At 62.9% G+C, this 16982-nt stretch carries 13 protein-coding genes; 6 read left to right on the forward strand and 7 right to left on the reverse strand.

What is annotated here, in order from left to right; all coding sequences use genetic code 11:
* Positions 1-111 precede the first annotated feature (111 nt).
* The 3 genes from trxB to CLU94_RS04875 all read left to right on the forward strand — a co-directional run bounded on the left by trxB (position 112) and on the right by CLU94_RS04875 (position 2500).
* On the forward strand, positions 112-1065 hold the full coding sequence (trxB, locus tag CLU94_RS04865) for a thioredoxin-disulfide reductase (RefSeq protein ID WP_034786153.1): 954 nt from the start codon (positions 112-114) through the stop codon (positions 1063-1065).
* 7 nt (positions 1066-1072) lie between these two features.
* Positions 1073-1747 carry a Smr/MutS family protein gene (locus tag CLU94_RS04870; protein ID WP_099664817.1) on the forward strand — a complete coding sequence of 225 codons (675 nt, stop codon included), beginning with the start codon at positions 1073-1075 and terminating at the stop codon, positions 1745-1747.
* A gap of 123 nt (positions 1748-1870) precedes the next feature.
* Positions 1871-2500 (forward strand): trimeric intracellular cation channel family protein, encoded by a 630-nt coding sequence (locus CLU94_RS04875; RefSeq protein WP_034786156.1) that lies wholly within the window; start codon positions 1871-1873, stop codon positions 2498-2500.
* Positions 2501-2715: 215 nt separating this feature from the next.
* Here the strand turns inward: CLU94_RS04875 and CLU94_RS04880 are convergent, their stop codons facing one another.
* Together CLU94_RS04880 and CLU94_RS04885 are read right to left on the reverse strand one after the other, a co-directional pair.
* Entirely contained in the window at positions 2716-3054 is a 339-nt protein-coding gene (locus CLU94_RS04880) for a P-II family nitrogen regulator (protein ID WP_034758685.1), read from the reverse strand.
* Positions 3055-3095: 41 nt separating this feature from the next.
* Entirely contained in the window at positions 3096-4712 is a 1617-nt protein-coding gene (locus tag CLU94_RS04885; RefSeq protein WP_099664818.1) for an NAD+ synthase, read from the reverse strand.
* Positions 4713-4802: 90 nt separating this feature from the next.
* Here CLU94_RS04885 and CLU94_RS04890 point away from each other — a divergent pair, with 90 nt between their 5' ends.
* Complete coding sequence (locus CLU94_RS04890) at positions 4803-5936, forward strand: GNAT family N-acetyltransferase (RefSeq protein ID WP_099664819.1); 1134 nt, start codon at positions 4803-4805, stop codon at positions 5934-5936.
* Between the two features lie 52 nt (positions 5937-5988).
* Here the strand turns inward: CLU94_RS04890 and ppa are convergent, their stop codons facing one another.
* Positions 5989-6531 (reverse strand): inorganic diphosphatase, encoded by a 543-nt coding sequence (ppa, locus tag CLU94_RS04895; protein ID WP_034758697.1) that lies wholly within the window; start codon positions 6529-6531, stop codon positions 5989-5991.
* Positions 6532-7155: 624 nt separating this feature from the next.
* Between ppa and CLU94_RS04900 the strand changes: the two genes are divergently transcribed.
* A complete protein-coding gene (locus tag CLU94_RS04900) occupies positions 7156-9585 on the forward strand; it encodes a membrane-bound PQQ-dependent dehydrogenase, glucose/quinate/shikimate family (RefSeq protein ID WP_257218680.1) in 2430 nt (809 codons plus the stop codon).
* Positions 9586-9694: 109 nt separating this feature from the next.
* Here the strand turns inward: CLU94_RS04900 and CLU94_RS04905 are convergent, their stop codons facing one another.
* From CLU94_RS04905 to hemC, 4 genes are read right to left on the reverse strand one after another with little or no spacing between them, the layout of a single operon-like run.
* Positions 9695-10891, reverse strand: a complete 1197-nt coding sequence (locus tag CLU94_RS04905; protein ID WP_071653290.1) for a heme biosynthesis protein HemY — start codon at positions 10889-10891, stop codon at positions 9695-9697.
* A 4-nt stretch (positions 10892-10895) separates the two neighbouring features.
* Entirely contained in the window at positions 10896-12044 is a 1149-nt protein-coding gene (locus CLU94_RS04910) for a uroporphyrinogen-III C-methyltransferase (protein ID WP_077401782.1), read from the reverse strand.
* Complete coding sequence (locus CLU94_RS04915) at positions 12041-12823, reverse strand: uroporphyrinogen-III synthase (protein WP_099668167.1); 783 nt, start codon at positions 12821-12823, stop codon at positions 12041-12043. Before CLU94_RS04915 ends, CLU94_RS04910 begins: the two co-directional genes overlap by 4 nt.
* Positions 12816-13820: a hydroxymethylbilane synthase gene (gene hemC, locus CLU94_RS04920; protein WP_099664820.1), complete on the reverse strand. Its 1005-nt coding sequence runs from the start codon at positions 13818-13820 to the stop codon at positions 12816-12818. The genes CLU94_RS04915 and hemC overlap by 8 nt, the downstream gene beginning before the upstream one ends.
* Positions 13821-14063: 243 nt before the next feature.
* Between hemC and ppc the strand changes: the two genes are divergently transcribed.
* On the forward strand, positions 14064-16904 hold the full coding sequence (gene ppc, locus CLU94_RS04925) for a phosphoenolpyruvate carboxylase (RefSeq protein WP_099664821.1): 2841 nt from the start codon (positions 14064-14066) through the stop codon (positions 16902-16904).
* Positions 16905-16982 lie beyond the last annotated feature (78 nt).

Below are 16982 nucleotides of genomic sequence, written 5' to 3' on the forward strand. Positions count from 1 at the left end.
ACAGGCGGCTTGGTCTATAATCGTGGATTGCTTGCGCAAGCGCAATACGCCCTTGTTCTTCGCGCGTATGCCCCCAATTCGGATAGACCCCACTCATAGAGAAGCCTCATTATGACCACTACCAAACACGCCCGCGTTTTGATCCTCGGCTCCGGCCCAGCCGGCTACAGCGCCGCCGTCTACGCCGCCCGCGCCAACCTGAACCCGATGCTGGTCACCGGCGTGGAACAAGGCGGTCAGCTGATGACCACCACCGACGTGGAAAACTGGCCAGGCGACCCGATGGGCGTGCAAGGTCCGGACCTGATGCAGCGCCTGCTGCAGCACGCCGAGCGTTTCAATACGGAAATCGTGTTTGACCACATCCACACCACTTTCCTGAATGAAAAACCGATCCGCCTGAAGGGCGACAGCCACGAATACACGTGCGACACCCTGATCATCGCCACGGGCGCATCCGCGCAATACCTGGGCCTGCCATCGGAAGCGGAATTCATGGGCAAGGGCGTGTCCGCCTGCGCCACCTGCGATGGCTTCTTCTACCGCAACCAGGAAGTGGCCGTCGTCGGCGGCGGCAACACGGCCGTCGAAGAAGCGCTGTACCTGTCGAACATCGCCAATAAAGTCACCCTGATCCACCGCCGCGACAAGTTCCGCGCGGAAGCGATTTTGATCGACCGCCTGAACGCCAAGGTTGCCGAAGGCAAGATTGTGTTGAAATATAACCACACCCTGGACGAAGTGACGGGCAACGAAGGCGGCGTGACGGGCTTGAACATCAAGTCGACCATCGACGGCAAGGTCGAAGCATTGAGCGTGCACGGCGTGTTCATCGCCATCGGCCACAAGCCGAACACGGGCATCTTCGAAGGCCAGCTGGAAATGCACAACGGCTACATCAAAACGAAAACGGGCCTGGAAGGCATGGCCACGGCCACCAGCGCGCCGGGCGTGTTTGCCGCCGGCGACGTGCAAGACCACATCTACCGCCAGGCCATCACCAGCGCCGGCACGGGTTGCATGGCAGCACTGGACGCCCAGCGCTACCTGGAAGGCCAGGAGTAAGCGTCGCATGGCGTCGATGAAAGACTTTGCCGACCTGAAAGCGGTCAGCAAGCAGCTCAAGGAGCAGGCGGACGCGCGCGCGCAAGCTGCGGCGGAGCGCGTCCAGCAAGCCAAGGTGCAAGCCGTGGAAAGCAATCTGTTCAAGGCCAGCATCGGCGGCGTCAAGCGCCTGCCCGAGTCGGACCGCTACGTGCCCAGCCTGCCCAAGGCGGGCGCCATGGCGGCCCAGCAGCCGGCCCGCAAGCTGTCGCCGGAAGAGGACGATGCGGCCGTGCTGCGCGAATCGCTGTCGGACTTGTTCGAAGTCGACCATTACCTGGAAAACGATCCGGCCCTGAACTACGCCCGCCCCGGCGTGGGACCGGACGTCGTGAAAAAGATGCGCAAGGGCCACTGGCCCGTGCAGGACGAGCTGGACTTGCACGGCTTGCGCCGCGACGAGGCGCGCGACGGCATCGGCGCCTTCCTGAACCAAGCCACACGGCGCAAGCTGCGCTGCGTGCGCGTGATCCACGGCAAGGGTTTCGGCTCGAAAGGCCAGGAACCGGTCTTGAAATCGATGGTGCACAGCTGGCTCGTGCAAAAGGATGAAGTCATCGCCTTTTGCCAGGCGCGCCGCTCCGAAGGGGGCGATGGCGCGCTGGTGGTATTGCTTTCTTCCGCACTGCAGCCGATCCGCTAGGCTTGACAGCAAGCAATTACAATTCAGTCACCAGTTCCGCACTGCACACGGCCCCGTTTGTCACCATTCGGGGCCGTGTCATGTTAACCTGTGACAATTATTTCCTGCTCAAGCGCTCCACCCATGATGCCACCCCAATTGCCGCCTGGCTCGCTGATCAAGATCATTGAGGTCATCGCCATCCTGGTGGGCGCGTTTTCCGGCTTCATCGAAGCGCGCCGCAAGCGCATGGACCTGGTCGGCGTGTTCGTCGTGGCTTTCATCACGGCATTCGGCGGCGGCACCCTGCGCGACATCCTGCTCGACAAGCGGCCCCTGTTCTGGGTGTCGCACCAGGAATACGCAATTTTGATCTTCGTGCTGGCCCTGACGGCCGCGCCCCTGATCCAGCATTTGCGCCAGATCGTCTCGGAACGCCTGATCGTCATCGCCGACGCCATCGGCCTGGGCATGTTCGCCATCGCGGGCGTGGCTGAAGCGATGCGCGCCGGCATGCCGATCTTTATTGCCTCGATGATGGGGGTGATTACGGGGATTTTCGGCGGCGTGATGCGCGACATCGTCTGTAACGAAGTGCCGATGGTGTTTCGCGACGGCAAACCCTACGCCATCTGCGCGTTTTTCGGCTGCTGGGCTTATTTATTGCAGATGCACTTCGGCGCCGAGCACGACTTCGCGCTGTGGACCAGCGCCAGCGGCATCACGATTCTGCGCCTGATATGCTGGAAATTCGACATGCGCTTGGGGCGCTGAACGGTGCTGATGCGTAATCCATAATATTATTGGCAACTCATGTCGGATTACGCGCTGGCGCTAATCCGACCTACGGTCTGCTGAAGAACATCTACATAGCGCCTGCCAGAAGCGTAGCGAGCGGCAGCGATTTGTGGCTAAGAAGCGCAACCGTGCTGAAGCACGGTGAGCATCGCAGGCCGCAAAGCACGACGCGCAGTAGCTTATGGCTGGTGCTAGACGGCGTCTGGACCCGTTTCGCCCGTACGGATGCGGATGACCTGCTCCACGTCGCGCACGAAGATCTTGCCATCGCCAATCTTGCCCGTGCGGGCCGCCTTGATGATGGCGTCGACCACCAGTTCCGACACGCTGTCGTCCACCACCACTTCGACTTTGACTTTCGGCAAGAAGTCGACCACATACTCGGCGCCACGGTACAGCTCGGTATGGCCTTTCTGGCGGCCAAAGCCCTTTACTTCCGTCACGGTCAAGCCCGTCACGTTCACATCGGCCAGGGCCTCGCGTACTTCGTCGAGCTTGAATGGTTTGATGATGGCGGTAATCTGTTTCATGGCTACTCCTTAAAATTGTTGGATTGTGGACAGATGGCTGCTTATTCGTAAAACTTCGACGTAATGGGGTAACGCCAGTCGCGGCCGAAGCCACGGTGCGTGACGCGGATGCCCACCGGCGACTGGCGCCGCTTGTATTCATTGATCTTGATCAGGCGCGTGATTTTCGCCACGTCGGCCGGCGGGTAGCCAGCCTCGATAATGTCGGCGATCGGCCGATTTTCTTCCATGTACAACTGCATGATGCCGTCGAGTATTTCATACGGCGGCAAGGAATCCTGGTCCAGCTGGTCGGCGCGCAGCTCGGCCGACGGTCCGCGCGTCAGGATGCGCTCGGGAATCACGTCCGACACGCTGTTGCGGTACGCGCACAAGCGGTAGACGAGGGTCTTGGCGATATCCTTGATCACGGCAAAGCCGCCCGCCATGTCGCCGTACAGGGTGCAATAGCCAACGGCCATCTCGCTCTTGTTGCCCGTCGTCAAGACGATGCTGCCATGCTTGTTCGACAGGGCCATCAGCAAGGTGCCGCGGATGCGCGCCTGGATATTCTCTTCCGTCGCATCTTCCGCCAGTCCCGCGAACTCCTCGGCCAGGGTGGCGCGGAAGGCGTCGAAAGTTTGCTTGATCGGAATTTCATCGTAGCGCACATTGAGGCGTTTTACCATGTCGCGCGAGTCGATCCACGAGATATCGGCCGTAAATTGCGACGGCATCATGACGGCGCGCACCTTGTCGGCGCCCAGCGCATCGACGGCGATCGCCAGGGTCAGCGCGGAATCGACGCCGCCCGACATGCCGATCAGCACGCCAGGGAAGCCGTTCTTGCCTATGTAGTCGCGCACGCCCAGCACCAGCGCCTGGTACACCTGCGCCTCCGTGGTCAAGGGTGCGGCCAGCGGCTGCGGCACGGGCGTGGCGCCGTCGAAGTCGACGACCTGCAAGTCTTCCTCGAAATGGCGCAGCTGGGCGCAGATCGTGCCGGCCGCATCCATGACAAACGAGTCGCCGTCGAAAATCAGCTCATCCTGGCCACCGACCAGGTTGGCGTACACGAGGGCCATGCCTTGCGCGCTGACGTTCTTGCGCATGGTTTCATAGCGCAGATGCTGCTTGTTCATGTGGTAGGGCGAGCCGTTCGGCACCAGCAGCACTTGCGCGCCGGCCGCGCGGGCGCGCATCGGCGCATGCTCGAACCACGTGTCTTCGCAGATATTGATGCCGAAACGCACGCCTTTCACGCCAAACACGAAAGCCTGGTCGGATGACGTAAAGTAACGTTTTTCATCGAACACGGTCGTATTCGGCAAGTCGTGCTTGCGGTAGGTGCCCAGCACTTCGCCGTTCAGCAGCACGGAGGCGGCATTGTGGCGCACGCCCTTCTCGTCTTGCAGGGGCAAGCCCACCACCACGTGCAAATCCTTGAACTGGGCCAGGTCGGCAGCCAGTCCCGCAAACGCTTCCTGCGTTTTTGCGTAGAATGCATTGCGCAGCAACAGGTCCTCGGGTGGATAGCCGACCAGCGACAGTTCCGGCGTGAGCACGATATCGGCGCCCGCCTCGAACGCGCGGCGGGAAAGGTCGAAGATCTTGGCACGGTTGCCGGCCAGATCGCCGACCGTACTATTCATTTGAGCAATTGCGACTTTGACTGTCATGATGATGATGGATATTTCGTTCTATTAAACAAGACAGGGGCGCGCAGGCCGATGGCGGCGCCCCGAGAGTGATGAATGCACACTACAACAATGAATTATCGCACGGCTATCGTCACTACCCTGGCTGAAATTGGCGAAGCGGCCTGGTCTGAACTGCTGGCAAGCCAGGCGGACGCCACTCCCTTCCTTTCCTACGCCTTTTTGCACGCGCTGCACGAGTCCGGCTGCGCCAGCGCGGACACGGGCTGGCAACCGAATTACCTAGTGCTGTGGCAAGGCGAGACCCTGGCCGCCGCCCTGCCCCTGTACCTGAAGATGCACTCGTATGGCGAATACGTGTTCGACTGGGCCTGGGCCGATGCATATCAGCAACATGGTCTTGAATATTACCCGAAACTGCTGTCCGCGATACCGTTTACGCCCGTCAGCGGCACGCGCTTGCTGGCCCGCGATGGCGAGGCGCGCGCGGCCCTGCTGGCCTTCCTGCAGGCGCAGCAGCAAGCGGCCGACGTGTCGTCCTGCCACATCCTGTTCCCGCCGGAAAGCGAAGCGCGCCAGCTGGAGGAAGCCGGCTACCTGATGCGTAGTGGCGTGCAGTTTCACTGGCTCAATCCGGGCTACACGGATTTCGAGCAATTCCTCGCCACCCTGGAACACAAGAAGCGCAAGAATATCCGCGCCGAGCGGCGCAAGGTGCGGGAAGCGGGCGTCACCCTGCGCCAGGTGCGCGGGGTGGACGCTCTTGATGCCGACTGGAAACTGTTCCACCGCTGCTACAGCAATACCTATGCGGAACACCGCTCCTCGCCTTACCTGAGCCTGGACTTCTTCCGGCGCATCGGCGCCAGCATGCCGCAGAACATACTCCTGGTGATCGCCGAGCGCGACGGCCGGGCCATTGCCGCCTCGCTGGTGATCCACACGGCCGACACCCTGTATGGCCGCTACTGGGGCGCACTCGAACACGTGCCTTGCCTGCATTTCGAGACGGCGTATTACCAGCCGCTGGAGTTTTGCATCGCCAACGGCATCGCCACCTTCGAAGGGGGCGCCCAGGGCGAGCACAAGATGGCGCGCGGCTTCCTGCCGCAAAAGACCTGGTCCGCCCACTGGCTGGCGCACCCGGCCTTTGCGGACGCCGTGCAGCGCTTCCTCGAGCGCGAACGGGGCGGCATCGACGCCTACCTCGATGAATTGAACGAGCACAGCCCGTTTCGCGCATAAAAAAACGCTCCCGGCCATCGCAGGCGGGGAGCGTTTTTCTTACCGGGTGTTCTTAGGCTTTGGCGGCGTCGGCCTTGAAGGCGGCAACGCCGTTCAGGATTTCTTCCTTGGCCACTTCAGGACCATACCAGCCGTCGATCTTGACCCATTTGCCTTTTTCCAGATCCTTGTAGTGCTCAAAGAAATGCTGGATCTGGCGCAAGCGCAGTTCGTTCAGGTCTTCCGGCTTTTGCCAGTGGCTGTAGATCGACAGGACCTTGTCGACTGGCACAGCCAGCACTTTCGCGTCTTCGCCCGACTCGTCGGTCATTTTCAGCACGCCGATAGGACGGCAGCGCACGACCACGCCCGGGATCAGCGGGAACGGGGTGATGACCAGCACATCGACCGGGTCGCCGTCCGGCGACAGGGTGTTCGGCACGTAGCCGTAGTTGCACGGGTAATGCATGGCGGTACCCATGAAGCGATCGACGAAAATCGCGCCGCTTTCCTTGTCGACTTCGTACTTGATCGGATCGGCATTCATCGGGATTTCGATGACGACGTTGAAATCGTTCGGCAGATCGCGGCCGGAAGAGACGTTATTCAAACTCATGGGGTTCCTCATTAGCGGATTGTGTTTTAACCGCGCAATTATAGCGAAGTACAGGCAGCTTGTGCGATGCAGCAGCGGCTCGCCGGCGTTTTGCGCGTCCAGCCAGCAACAGTGGCGTGCATGGCCCGCCGGCGCGCGCAACCGGCCATCGAGAGAATAAACAAACCATCGGCAATAATAAGTATAAACACCTAAGCAATACTACCGACGCCTTGAATCAATGCCGATGGAATATCTGCGTATTTTCATTTGAATATCGCCACACGCCAGGCATGGTTATTATAATCCGCATTGCATTTTTTGCAGCCACTTATAACAACAGTTTTATTCTCATTCATTCCTCGGCGCCCCTGCATTATTGCGCGGCCACCCCGCCGCCCCCCTCCAGGCGGCCTGCCAGCCCCGCAACACCGTTATCCAGCATAATATTTGTTCTTATTTGAAGTGTTTATTTGATTCAAACAAGAGCCCCGCCAAAAAATGGCGCTACCGGAAGACAATCATCAATTCTGATAAACTGTCACATTCTGGTGATTCCAAACTTTGTATATTCTGCAATCGACGCCTTCCCTGAATTCAATATGGCGCATCACGCGCCACCGATAAATCCTTGCAAAAAGGAATATGATGATTCCCTCTTTCCGGCCCGGTCCTTTATTAAAGGTCACCGGCGTTATTTTCATTCTGTTTGGCCTCGCCCTGCTGGGCGGCGGCATCTGGCTGGCCACGCTCGGCGGCTCCTGGTACTACTTGCTGGCCGGTATAGGCATGCTGATCGCCGGCGCGCTGGTATTCCAGGGCAAGCGCAGCGCGCAACCGTTCATGGCGCTGCTGCTGCTCGCCACCCTGATCTGGTCCCTCATTGAAGTGAAATTCGACTGGTGGCAATTGTTGCCGCGCCTGGACATCTGGTTTGCCGCCGCCGTCTGGCTGCTGCTGCCCTTCGTCAGCCGCCGCCTGGCCCCTCCCGCCGGCGCAGCGAAACAGCCGCAAGCGGGCAAGACGGCCCTCTCCGCCGCCGTGGCCCTGACCGTCATCGCCGGCGTCATCGCCCTGTTCCAGGACTACCATGACCTGCATGGCGACGTGCCGGCCGAAAACATGGCCGCCACGGCCTCAGGCGACCTGGCGCCCGGCGTCGAGCACAACGACTGGTCCGCGTATGGCCGCTCCGGCTATGGCGACCGCTATGCCCCGGCCGCGCAGATTACGCCGGCGAATATTTCCGGCCTGAAAGAAGCCTGGACCTATCACACGGGCGACTTCAAGGGTCCGAACGACCCGGGCGAGATCGCCAACGAAGTCACGCCGCTGAAGGTCAATGACATGCTGTACCTGTGCACGCCGCACAATATCGTCATCGCCCTGAACCCGGACACGGGCAAGGAAATCTGGCGCCACGATCCGAAGATCAACCGCGACGCGGCCAGCTACCAGCACATGATCTGCCGTGGCGTGGCCTACTGGGACGTGAACGCGGGCCGCGCGAAGAACAATCCGGCCCCCGAAGCTGCCGGCATGGAATGCCCGCGCCGCATCCTGGCGCCGACCATGGATGGCACCATGATCGCCGTCAATGCCGATACGGGCGAGTCGTGCAAGAGCTTTGGCAACAACGGCGTCGTCAACCTGTATAAAAACATGGCCATGATCAAGCGCGGTTTCCTGATGCCAACGTCGCCGCCGGCCGTCTCGCAGAAAATGGCCGTGATCGCCGCCAGCGTGACGGACAACCATTCGACGGAAGAGCCATCGGGCGTGATCCGCGGCTACGATCCCGTCACCGGCAAGCTGATGTGGAACTGGGACCCGGCCACGCCAGAAGACACGGCGCCTTTCCCTGAAGGCAAGAACTACACCAACAACTCGCCCAACTCGTGGGGCGTGGCCAGCATCGATGAAAAGCTGGGCATGGTTTACATTCCGATGGGCAATGAAACCCCCGATACCTGGGGCGGCAACCGCAACAAGAATGGCGAGAAATTCAACAGCGCCATCGTCGCGCTGGACCTGGCGACGGGTAAAGTACGCTGGGTCTACCAGACCGTGCACCACGATATCTGGGACATGGACATCGGCGGCCAGCCGAGCCTGGTCGACATCGACACGCCGAAAGGTAAAGTGCCCTCTGTTGTTGCCACGACGAAACGCGGCGACATCTACGTGATCGACCGCCGCGACGGCAGCCTGGTCGTGCCGGCACCGGAAAAACCCGTGCCGACAAGTAATCCTGCCGCCGGCGACACCCTGTCGCCCACGCAGCCGTTCTCGGCCCTGACCTTCTTGCCAGAACGCAATATCAGCGAAGCGGACATGTGGGGCACCACGCCGTTCGACCAGCTCGCTTGCCGCATCATCTTCAAGGAACGCCGCTATGAAGGCCCGTTCACGCCGCAAACGGCCGGCAAGGGCGCCGTCATCTCGCCGGGCCCGCTCGGCATCTTCGAATGGGGTGGCGCGGCCATCGACCCCGTGCGCCAGTTGTTGATCGTCAACCCAGACTACATGGGCTTCCTGGAAAAACTCGTGCCGCGCGCGGAAACGACGGCCAAGGGCGGCACGGGTGGCGAAATGGGCTTGCAGCCGCAGACGGGCGTGCCGTTCGCCGTGGAAATCAAGGCCTTCCTGTCGCCGCTGGGCTTCCCATGCCAGGCACCGCCGTGGGGCTATGTGGCCGCCGTCGACCTGCGTACCATGAAGAAAGTGTGGATGCACAAGAACGGCACCACGCGCGACAGCGGTCCCGTGCCGATTCCCTTGCCGCTGGGCGTGCCCAGCCTGGGCGGCATGGTCACCACGGGCGGTGGCGTGACCTTCCTCAGCAGCACGCTCGACTACTACATCCGCGGCTACGACGTCAGCAACGGCAAAGTGATCTGGAAAGCCCGCCTGCCAGCCGGCGGCCAGGCTACGCCGATGAGCTATGTGTCGAACAAGTCGGGACGCCAGTTCGTCGTCGTCATGGCCGGCGGCCACGGTTCGCTGGGCACGAAGATGAGCGACACCCTGGTCGCGTATGCCTTGCCGGAAGGCACTACGGTAACGAAGAAGTAAGTTAGTCAGTCAGGTAGCAGCGCACTCCGCCATGGGGTGCGCACAAAGAAAAAGCCGTTCAGTCTGCACTGAACGGCTTTTTTACGTCCGAGGAAATGATCTACAAGGCTTACAGGATGGTAGCCAGTGCGCACTGCCGGTAATGCGCGGCAGCCTGTTCCGTCTGCTGCAGGGCGTCGTGCATCTGCGCCAGCTTCAGGTGGGCGTCGCGCACCATCTGCGGCTCATTGGCATCCGACAAGGCCTGCTCCAGGTGGCGCTGGGCCTTGCCCCACAGTTTTTGCTTCAGGCACAAGGTGCCCAGGGTCAGCGCCAGTTCCGCATCCAGCGGACGCTGCTTCATCCATTGCTCGCAATGCTCGATCTGCAGCAGCAGGGCCGGCGTGCCGCTTGGCGCCGCCGCTTCGCGGTAGGCGCGCACGACGCGCTCGTCCCAGTCGGCGGCCAGCGACTCTTCGCACACAAGGCGCGCTTCGTCGTGCAGGCCGCGCGCATTCAGGGCCGTGGCGGCGCGGCAGGCGATATACGGCTTGACCCGGTCCGCGCTTGGCACGGTGGACCACACGCGCATCAGCGACTCGGCGTCATGCGAGGGGTCGGACAGCAGATGGTCGTAGGCCAGTTCGCGCAGGCGCGACGACAGGGCCGGATGCAGCGCGCGGTGCTTGTCGAGCGAACGCACGAGGCGCAGCACTTCCGGCCAGTTCTTCGCCTGCTGCTCGGCTTTCAGCGACCATTGCAGCGCGTGGATGTGGCGCGTGCCGCTGGCATTGAGTTCGCGCACGGCGGCCAGGGCCGCTTCCGGCTGGTGGTCGTCGACCAGCAATTCCGTCACCGTCATCAAGCGGGCCGTCTTCAGGCTGGCATCGCCTTCAACGCGCGACAGCCAGCTGTCGCGGCGTTCGGACTGGCGCATGCGGTGCGCGGCGCGCGCGCCGATCAGCGCGGCCAGGCCGGCGTTCTCTTCCAGCTCGGCGGCGCGCAAGGCGGCCTTCTCGGCATGGCCGAAACGGCCTTCGAACAGGGCTTTCAAGGCTTCGCGCAAGCCCTTGTTGCCGTCGCGCTCACGCTTGCGCTGGCGGTAGGCCGCCACTTGCGCCGGCATGCGCACGGTGGCGCGCACGGCGCGCACCAGCAGGTACAGCAGCACGAACAGCACGACCTGCAGCAGCAGGAAGAAATTCAGCGACAAATCGATGCGGTATGGCGGATAGAACAGCACCACGTTGCCGGGGTTGAAACGGGCCGTCACGGCGATACCGATCGCCGCGGCCATCAGGGCGAGTAACCAGAGAAATAGACGCATGGGCTCAGGACTTCGCTTTGTAGTTGCGCACAGCCGTCAGGCTGTCGGACAAGGTTGGCATTTCGATGGCCAGGTTGCTGCCCTGCACCTGGCGCAGCAGGGCTTGCGCCGTCTGCGTGCTCTTGGCGCGGGTGTCGAAATACTTGGCCAGCGCATCCTGTGCGGCGATCAAATCGTTGCGGAAAGCCGTTTCATTGCGCGACAACAAGGCCATGCGGGCATTGAGCAGGCGCAACTTGACGTTTTCACGCAAGAAATACGATTGCGTCGGCGACAGCATCAGTGCTTCCGGCGTATCGACGCGGCGGATGCGTATCAATTGACGCACGTCGGCCCACATGTCGCCGCTCCAGGTATTGAAGCCGTCGCGCACTTTTTGCAGCAGCGGTTCCGGCGCAGGCGGCCCCATCAGCTTGCCGCTCGCATCGCGCACGGGCTTGGCCTTGCCCGGTTTTTCCGGTGCGGCCGGCAAGGCCGGCGTTTCGTCGGACAGCATCGGCAGCGAATCGACCTGGGCGATCACGGCGTCGAGGCGCAGGGCCACGCCCGTCGAATCGACGCTGGGCAGGGCTTTCAATTTTTCCATGTCGCGCCCGATGGCGCGGCGGATGGTGATGAATTGCGGCTTGTCGGAACGCGACAGGCTGCGGTCCGCGTTTTGCAGGGCAATCAGCGCGCCGGGCACGTTGCCGGCCAGTTGCAGCTGCTGGCTGGCCGTCGACAGCACTTGCTCGATTTCCGTCAGCGCCCACTCGTCGCGGTTCTTCGACAAGTCGTTGTACAGTTGTTCCAGCGCAAGCTGCTGGCTTTGCGTTTCGCTCTGGCGGTTTTCCAGCGCGCCCACCTTGATTTGCAGCTCTTTCGTGCCTTCTTGCACGTTGCGCGCCAGCACGCCCGTTTCGGCGTTGCTGACATCGCCTTTTTGCAGGCGCTTGGCCACTTCTTCGCGCAAGTTGCGGATCTGCTTGCTGGTCGACCAGCTTTGCGCAGCCAGCAGCACGGCCAGCACGATGACGGCGATGCTCATGGGCTTTTGCAGCTGTTCCAGCAGGGTCGGCGCGCGGCCGGCAGGTTGGTCGGCCGCCTGCGGCGCCGTCTTCACGGCGCTGCCAGGCGTTGCATTCGGTTCGGAGAGTGTAGGCATTTCGTTCATGGTCGTGATTGTAACGCGGCGAGCACTCCTGCGTCGCCTGATCCTGTCAAGGTGACTCGGGCAAAACCCAGGGCCGCCGCCGTTTGTGCAATGCGGGCGTGCGGCACGATCAGATGCTGCTGTTGCATTTTCACAACAGCTGCCTTTTCAGCATCCATTTCGCCCAGCAGCGCCAGCAAGCCGCGCAGCGCTTCCGAGCTGGTGATGATCCAGTCATTATTATGCTGCAACAGGTTTTCCAGGGTCGCCCGCAAGGATGGCGTCAACCTTGGCACCTTGCGGCGGTAGGCCGTGACGAACTCGACAGTTGCTCCCGCAGCGCGCAAGCCGTCGGCCAGGTAATCGCGTCCGCCATCGCCGCGCACGATCAGCACGCGCTTGCCGCGCAGGGCCGGCAAGTCCAGCGCCAATAATAGATGTTCGGAGTCGCTGCGCGCCGTGTCCAGCGGACTCGTGATGGTCGCGTTGGCGTCCGTGACGCCATGCGCGCCCAGGGCCATCCGGCTGCCCTCGCCCACCACGGCCAGCGGCAGGCCGGGGGGCCAGGCGGGCAGATGCGCAAAGACGCAATCGATGGCGTTGGGCGAGACGAACGCCACCAGGTCGTAATCGCTCAGGCGGGCCAGCACGGCTTGCAGCCGCGCGCATTCCTCTGCGCCGTCAAGCGCGTGGATTTCCAGCAGCGGCAGCAATTGCACGGGCAAGCCCAGCGCCGCGATCCGGGCAGCCAGCGGCCCCGCTTGCGCCGCGGGCCGCGTGATCACCACGGTGTCAGGCATGCGGCGCCAGGCCTTCATGGTTGTCGGGCGTGACTGCGCACGAGGCGAGGATGCCGGCGGCATCTTGCCCGCGCAGCAATTCGGCCACTTGCTCGCCCAGCTGTTCCGGCGCGCCGGCAGCACCGCTAACATCGGCGCTGGCCATGCGCGCGCCGTCCGGCGTGGCGACCATGGCGCGCAAGCGCATCTGCCCGCCCTCGACGGTGGCGAACGCGGCCAGCGGAATCTGGCAGCTACCGCCGAAGATCTTCGACACCTTGCGCTCGGCCGTGACGGCTTGCGCCGTGGCCGTGTGGTTCAGCGGCGCCAGCAGGCGCACCAGGTCGGCGCCGTCCGCGCGCCCGCTGCGGATCTCGATCGCCATGGCGCCCTGGCCGGCGGCCGGCAAGCTGTCTTCCGGCGCCAGCACGGCGCGGATGCGCGACGCCAGGCCCAGGCGTTTCAAGCCGGCTGCGGCCAGGATGATGGCCGCATAGTCGCCACGGTCCAGCTTGCCCAAACGCGTATCGAGGTTGCCGCGCAGGGGCAGAATCGTCAGGTGCGGGTAGCGCGCGGCGATCAGCGACTGGCGGCGCAGGCTGCTGGTGCCGACGACGGCGCCGTGCGGCAGCTCGGCCAGGCTGGCGTAATCGTTCGACACGAACGCATCGCGCGGGTCTTCGCGCTCGAGGATGGCGGCCAGGGCAAAGCCTTCCGGCAACTCCATCGGCACGTCTTTCAGCGAATGCACGGCCAGGTCGGCGCGGCCTTCTTCCATCGCCACTTCCAGCTCCTTGACGAACAGGCCCTTGCCGCCTACCTTGGACAAGGCGCGGTCCAGAATCTGGTCGCCGCGTGTGGTCATGCCGAGAATTTCGACGCTACACTGCGGATACAGGGCGGCCAGGCGGGCGCGCACGTGTTCAGCTTGCCACATGGCAAGACGGCTCTCGCGCGTGGCGATCACCAGGCGGGCAGGAATATTCAATTCGTTCGGGGTCAATTCGGATGCTTTCAAAACAAGTTCTTTCGCTGTGGCTGTCGTTGTCATTATCGTTGCCATTTCGCCCGTCTGATATCAATTTTGTATCGGGTGGCGCCTGGCGTCGCTATAATCGTTATCGCTTAGCCTAGAAGGCCAAGTCAGGCTAGCGTCCATGTTGAAGACCACAAATTTTATCATGCGCCCCCTCCCCTCTGCGGCCAAACGCCCGGTGCGATCCACATTCCCTTGCTTTTACACTTACTTTGGTTCTTTATTATGCTCAATGACGCAGTAGCACCAGAAATAGTTCCAGCGGCCGGCTCCGACAAGGATGCGCCGCTGAAAGAAGACATCCGCCTGCTGGGCCGCCTGCTGGGCGACGTGCTGCGCGAACAAGAAGGCGACGCCGTCTTCAATGTGGTGGAAACCATACGCCAGACGTCCGTGCGCTTCCGCCGCGAAGCGGACGCGGACGCCGCGCTGGAACTCGACGCCATGCTCAAGGAACTGAGCCGCGAACAGACGATTTCCGTCGTGCGCGCCTTTTCCTACTTTTCGCACCTGGCCAACATTGCGGAAGATCAACACCACATCCGCCGCCGCCGCGCCCACCTGCTGGCCGGCTCGCCGGCGCAAAAGGGCAGCGTCAGCTTCGCGCTGAGAAAACTGCGCCTGGCCGGCGTGCCGCGCAAGACGGTCGACACCTTCTTCCAGGACGCCCTGATCGCCCCCGTGCTGACGGCCCACCCGACGGAAGTGCAGCGCAAGAGCATCCTCGACGCCGAGCACGACATTGCCCGCCTGCTGGCCGAGCGCGACTTGCCGCAGACGCCGAAAGAGCGGCACGCCAACATGCAGCTGCTGCGCTCGCGCGTGGCCACCCTGTGGCAGACGCGCATGCTGCGCTACTCGAAGCTGACGGTGGCCGACGAGATCGAAAACGCCCTGTCCTACTACCGCATCACCTTCCTGCGCGAACTGCCGGGCCTGTATGACGACATCGAGGACGATATCGCCGCCGAATACCCGAACGGCGACGGCACGATCGAGCCCATCAACGCCGCCTACGTGCAGATGGGCAGCTGGATCGGCGGCGACCGCGACGGCAACCCGAACGTCAACGCGGGCACCATGCAGCACGCGCTGGCGCGCCACGCCACCACCATCCTCGACTTTTACCTCGACGAAGCGCACGCGCTGGGCGCGGAATTGTCCGTCTCCACCCTGATGGTGGGCGTGAGCGCGGAACTGCAGGCGCTGGCCGACCAGTCGCCCGACGCCTCGCCGCACCGCAGCGACGAGCCGTACCGCCGCGCCCTGATCGGCATCTATGCGCGCCTGGCCGCCACGGCCCGCGCCCTGGGCGCCACCAACATCCTGCGCAAGGAAGTGGGCGCCGCGGCCGCCTACCCGGACGCGGCCGCCTTTGTGGCCGACCTGCGCACCATCGTCGCCTCGCTCGAATCGCACCACGGCGCCGCCCTCGTGCGCCCGCGCCTGGCCACCCTGGCGCGCGCGGCCGACATCTTCGGTTTCCACCTGGCGTCGCTGGACATGCGCCAGACCTCGGACGTGCACGAGCGCGTGCTGGCCGACCTGTTCGCGAAAAGCGACGTGGCCGCCGATTACACGGCCCTGTCCGAGGAAGATAAGCAGGCGCTGCTGCTGAACGAACTGGCCCAGCCGCGCCTGCTGTACTCGCCCTACATCGCCTACGCGGCGGAAACGGATTCCGAACTGGCGATCCTGCGCGCAGCGCGCGACATCCGCCAGCGCTACGGCGCGCGGGCCATCCGCAACTACATCATTTCGCACACGGAAACCGTGTCCGACTTGCTGGAAGTGTTGCTGCTGCAAAAGGAAACGGGCTTGCTGCGCACCGACTGGCAAACTGGCGACAGCATCTGCGAGCTGATGGTCATCCCCCTGTTCGAGACGATACCCGACCTGCAGCGCGCGGCAGGCATCATGAGCCAGGTCATGGCCTTGCCTTTGGTCAAACAACTGATCGCCAAGCAGGGCCAGTTGCAGGAAGTCATGCTCGGTTATTCCGATTCGAACAAGGATGGCGGCTTCCTCACGTCCAACTGGGAACTGTACAAGGCGGAACTGGCGCTGGTCGCCGACTTCCAGAAGGCCGGCGTCAAGCTGCGCCTGTTCCATGGCCGCGGCGGCACGGTGGGCCGTGGCGGCGGACCCAGCTACGAAGCCATCCTGGCCCAGCCGCCGGGCACCGTCAACGGCCAGATCCGCCTGACGGAGCAAGGCGAGATCATCGCCTCGAAGTTTTCCAACGCGGAAATCGGCCGGCGCAACCTGGAATTGCTGGTGGCCGCCACCCTGGAAGCGAGCCTGGCGCCGCAGGAAGCCAATCCGGCCCGCAACGGCCAGCTGGCGCAGTTCGAAGCCGTGATGGCGCAACTGTCGGACCTCGCCTATCACGCCTACCGCCACCTCGTGTATGAAACGCCGGGTTTTACGGAATATTTCTTCTCGGCTACGCCGATCGCGGAAATCGCCGAGCTGAACCTCGGTTCGCGCCCCGCCTCGCGCAAGGCCAACCAGCGCATCGAAGACTTGCGCGCCATTCCCTGGGGCTTTTCCTGGGGCCAGTGCCGCTTGCTGCTGCCGGGCTGGTTCGGCTTCGGCAGCGCCATCGAAACGTGGATCAAGCAAGCCGACGGGGCCGCGAAAGATGACAGGATCGCCACCCTGCGCGCCATGTACGCCGAATGGCCATTCTTCGCTACCCTGCTGTCGAACATGGACATGGTGCTGGCCAAGACGGACCTGGCGATCGCCTCGCGCTATGCGGAACTGGTGGCGGACCAGGGCTTGCGCGAACGCATCTACAAGCGCATCACGGACGAGCACGGCAACACCCTGCGCTGCCTGGAGCTGATCACCGGCAACACGGAACGCCTGGCGGGCAATCCGCTGCTGGCCCGTTCGATCCAGAACCGCTTCGCCTATCTCGACCCGCTGAACCACCTGCAGGTGGAGTTAATCAAGCGCAACCGCGCCCTGTCGGCGGAAAGCCGGATCGACGAAAGGGTGCACCGCGGCATCCAGCTGTCGATCAATGGCGTGGCGGCCGGCCTGCGCAACACGGGCTGATCGCACCGCCTTGCCATCGGCAAACAGGGCCGGCACCGCAAGGGCCGGCCCTTTTGCTTGCCCAATGGAAAAATATTC

Source organism: Janthinobacterium sp. 13, from assembly GCF_002749695.1.
Lineage (GTDB): Bacteria > Pseudomonadota > Gammaproteobacteria > Burkholderiales > Burkholderiaceae_D > Janthinobacterium > Janthinobacterium kumbetense.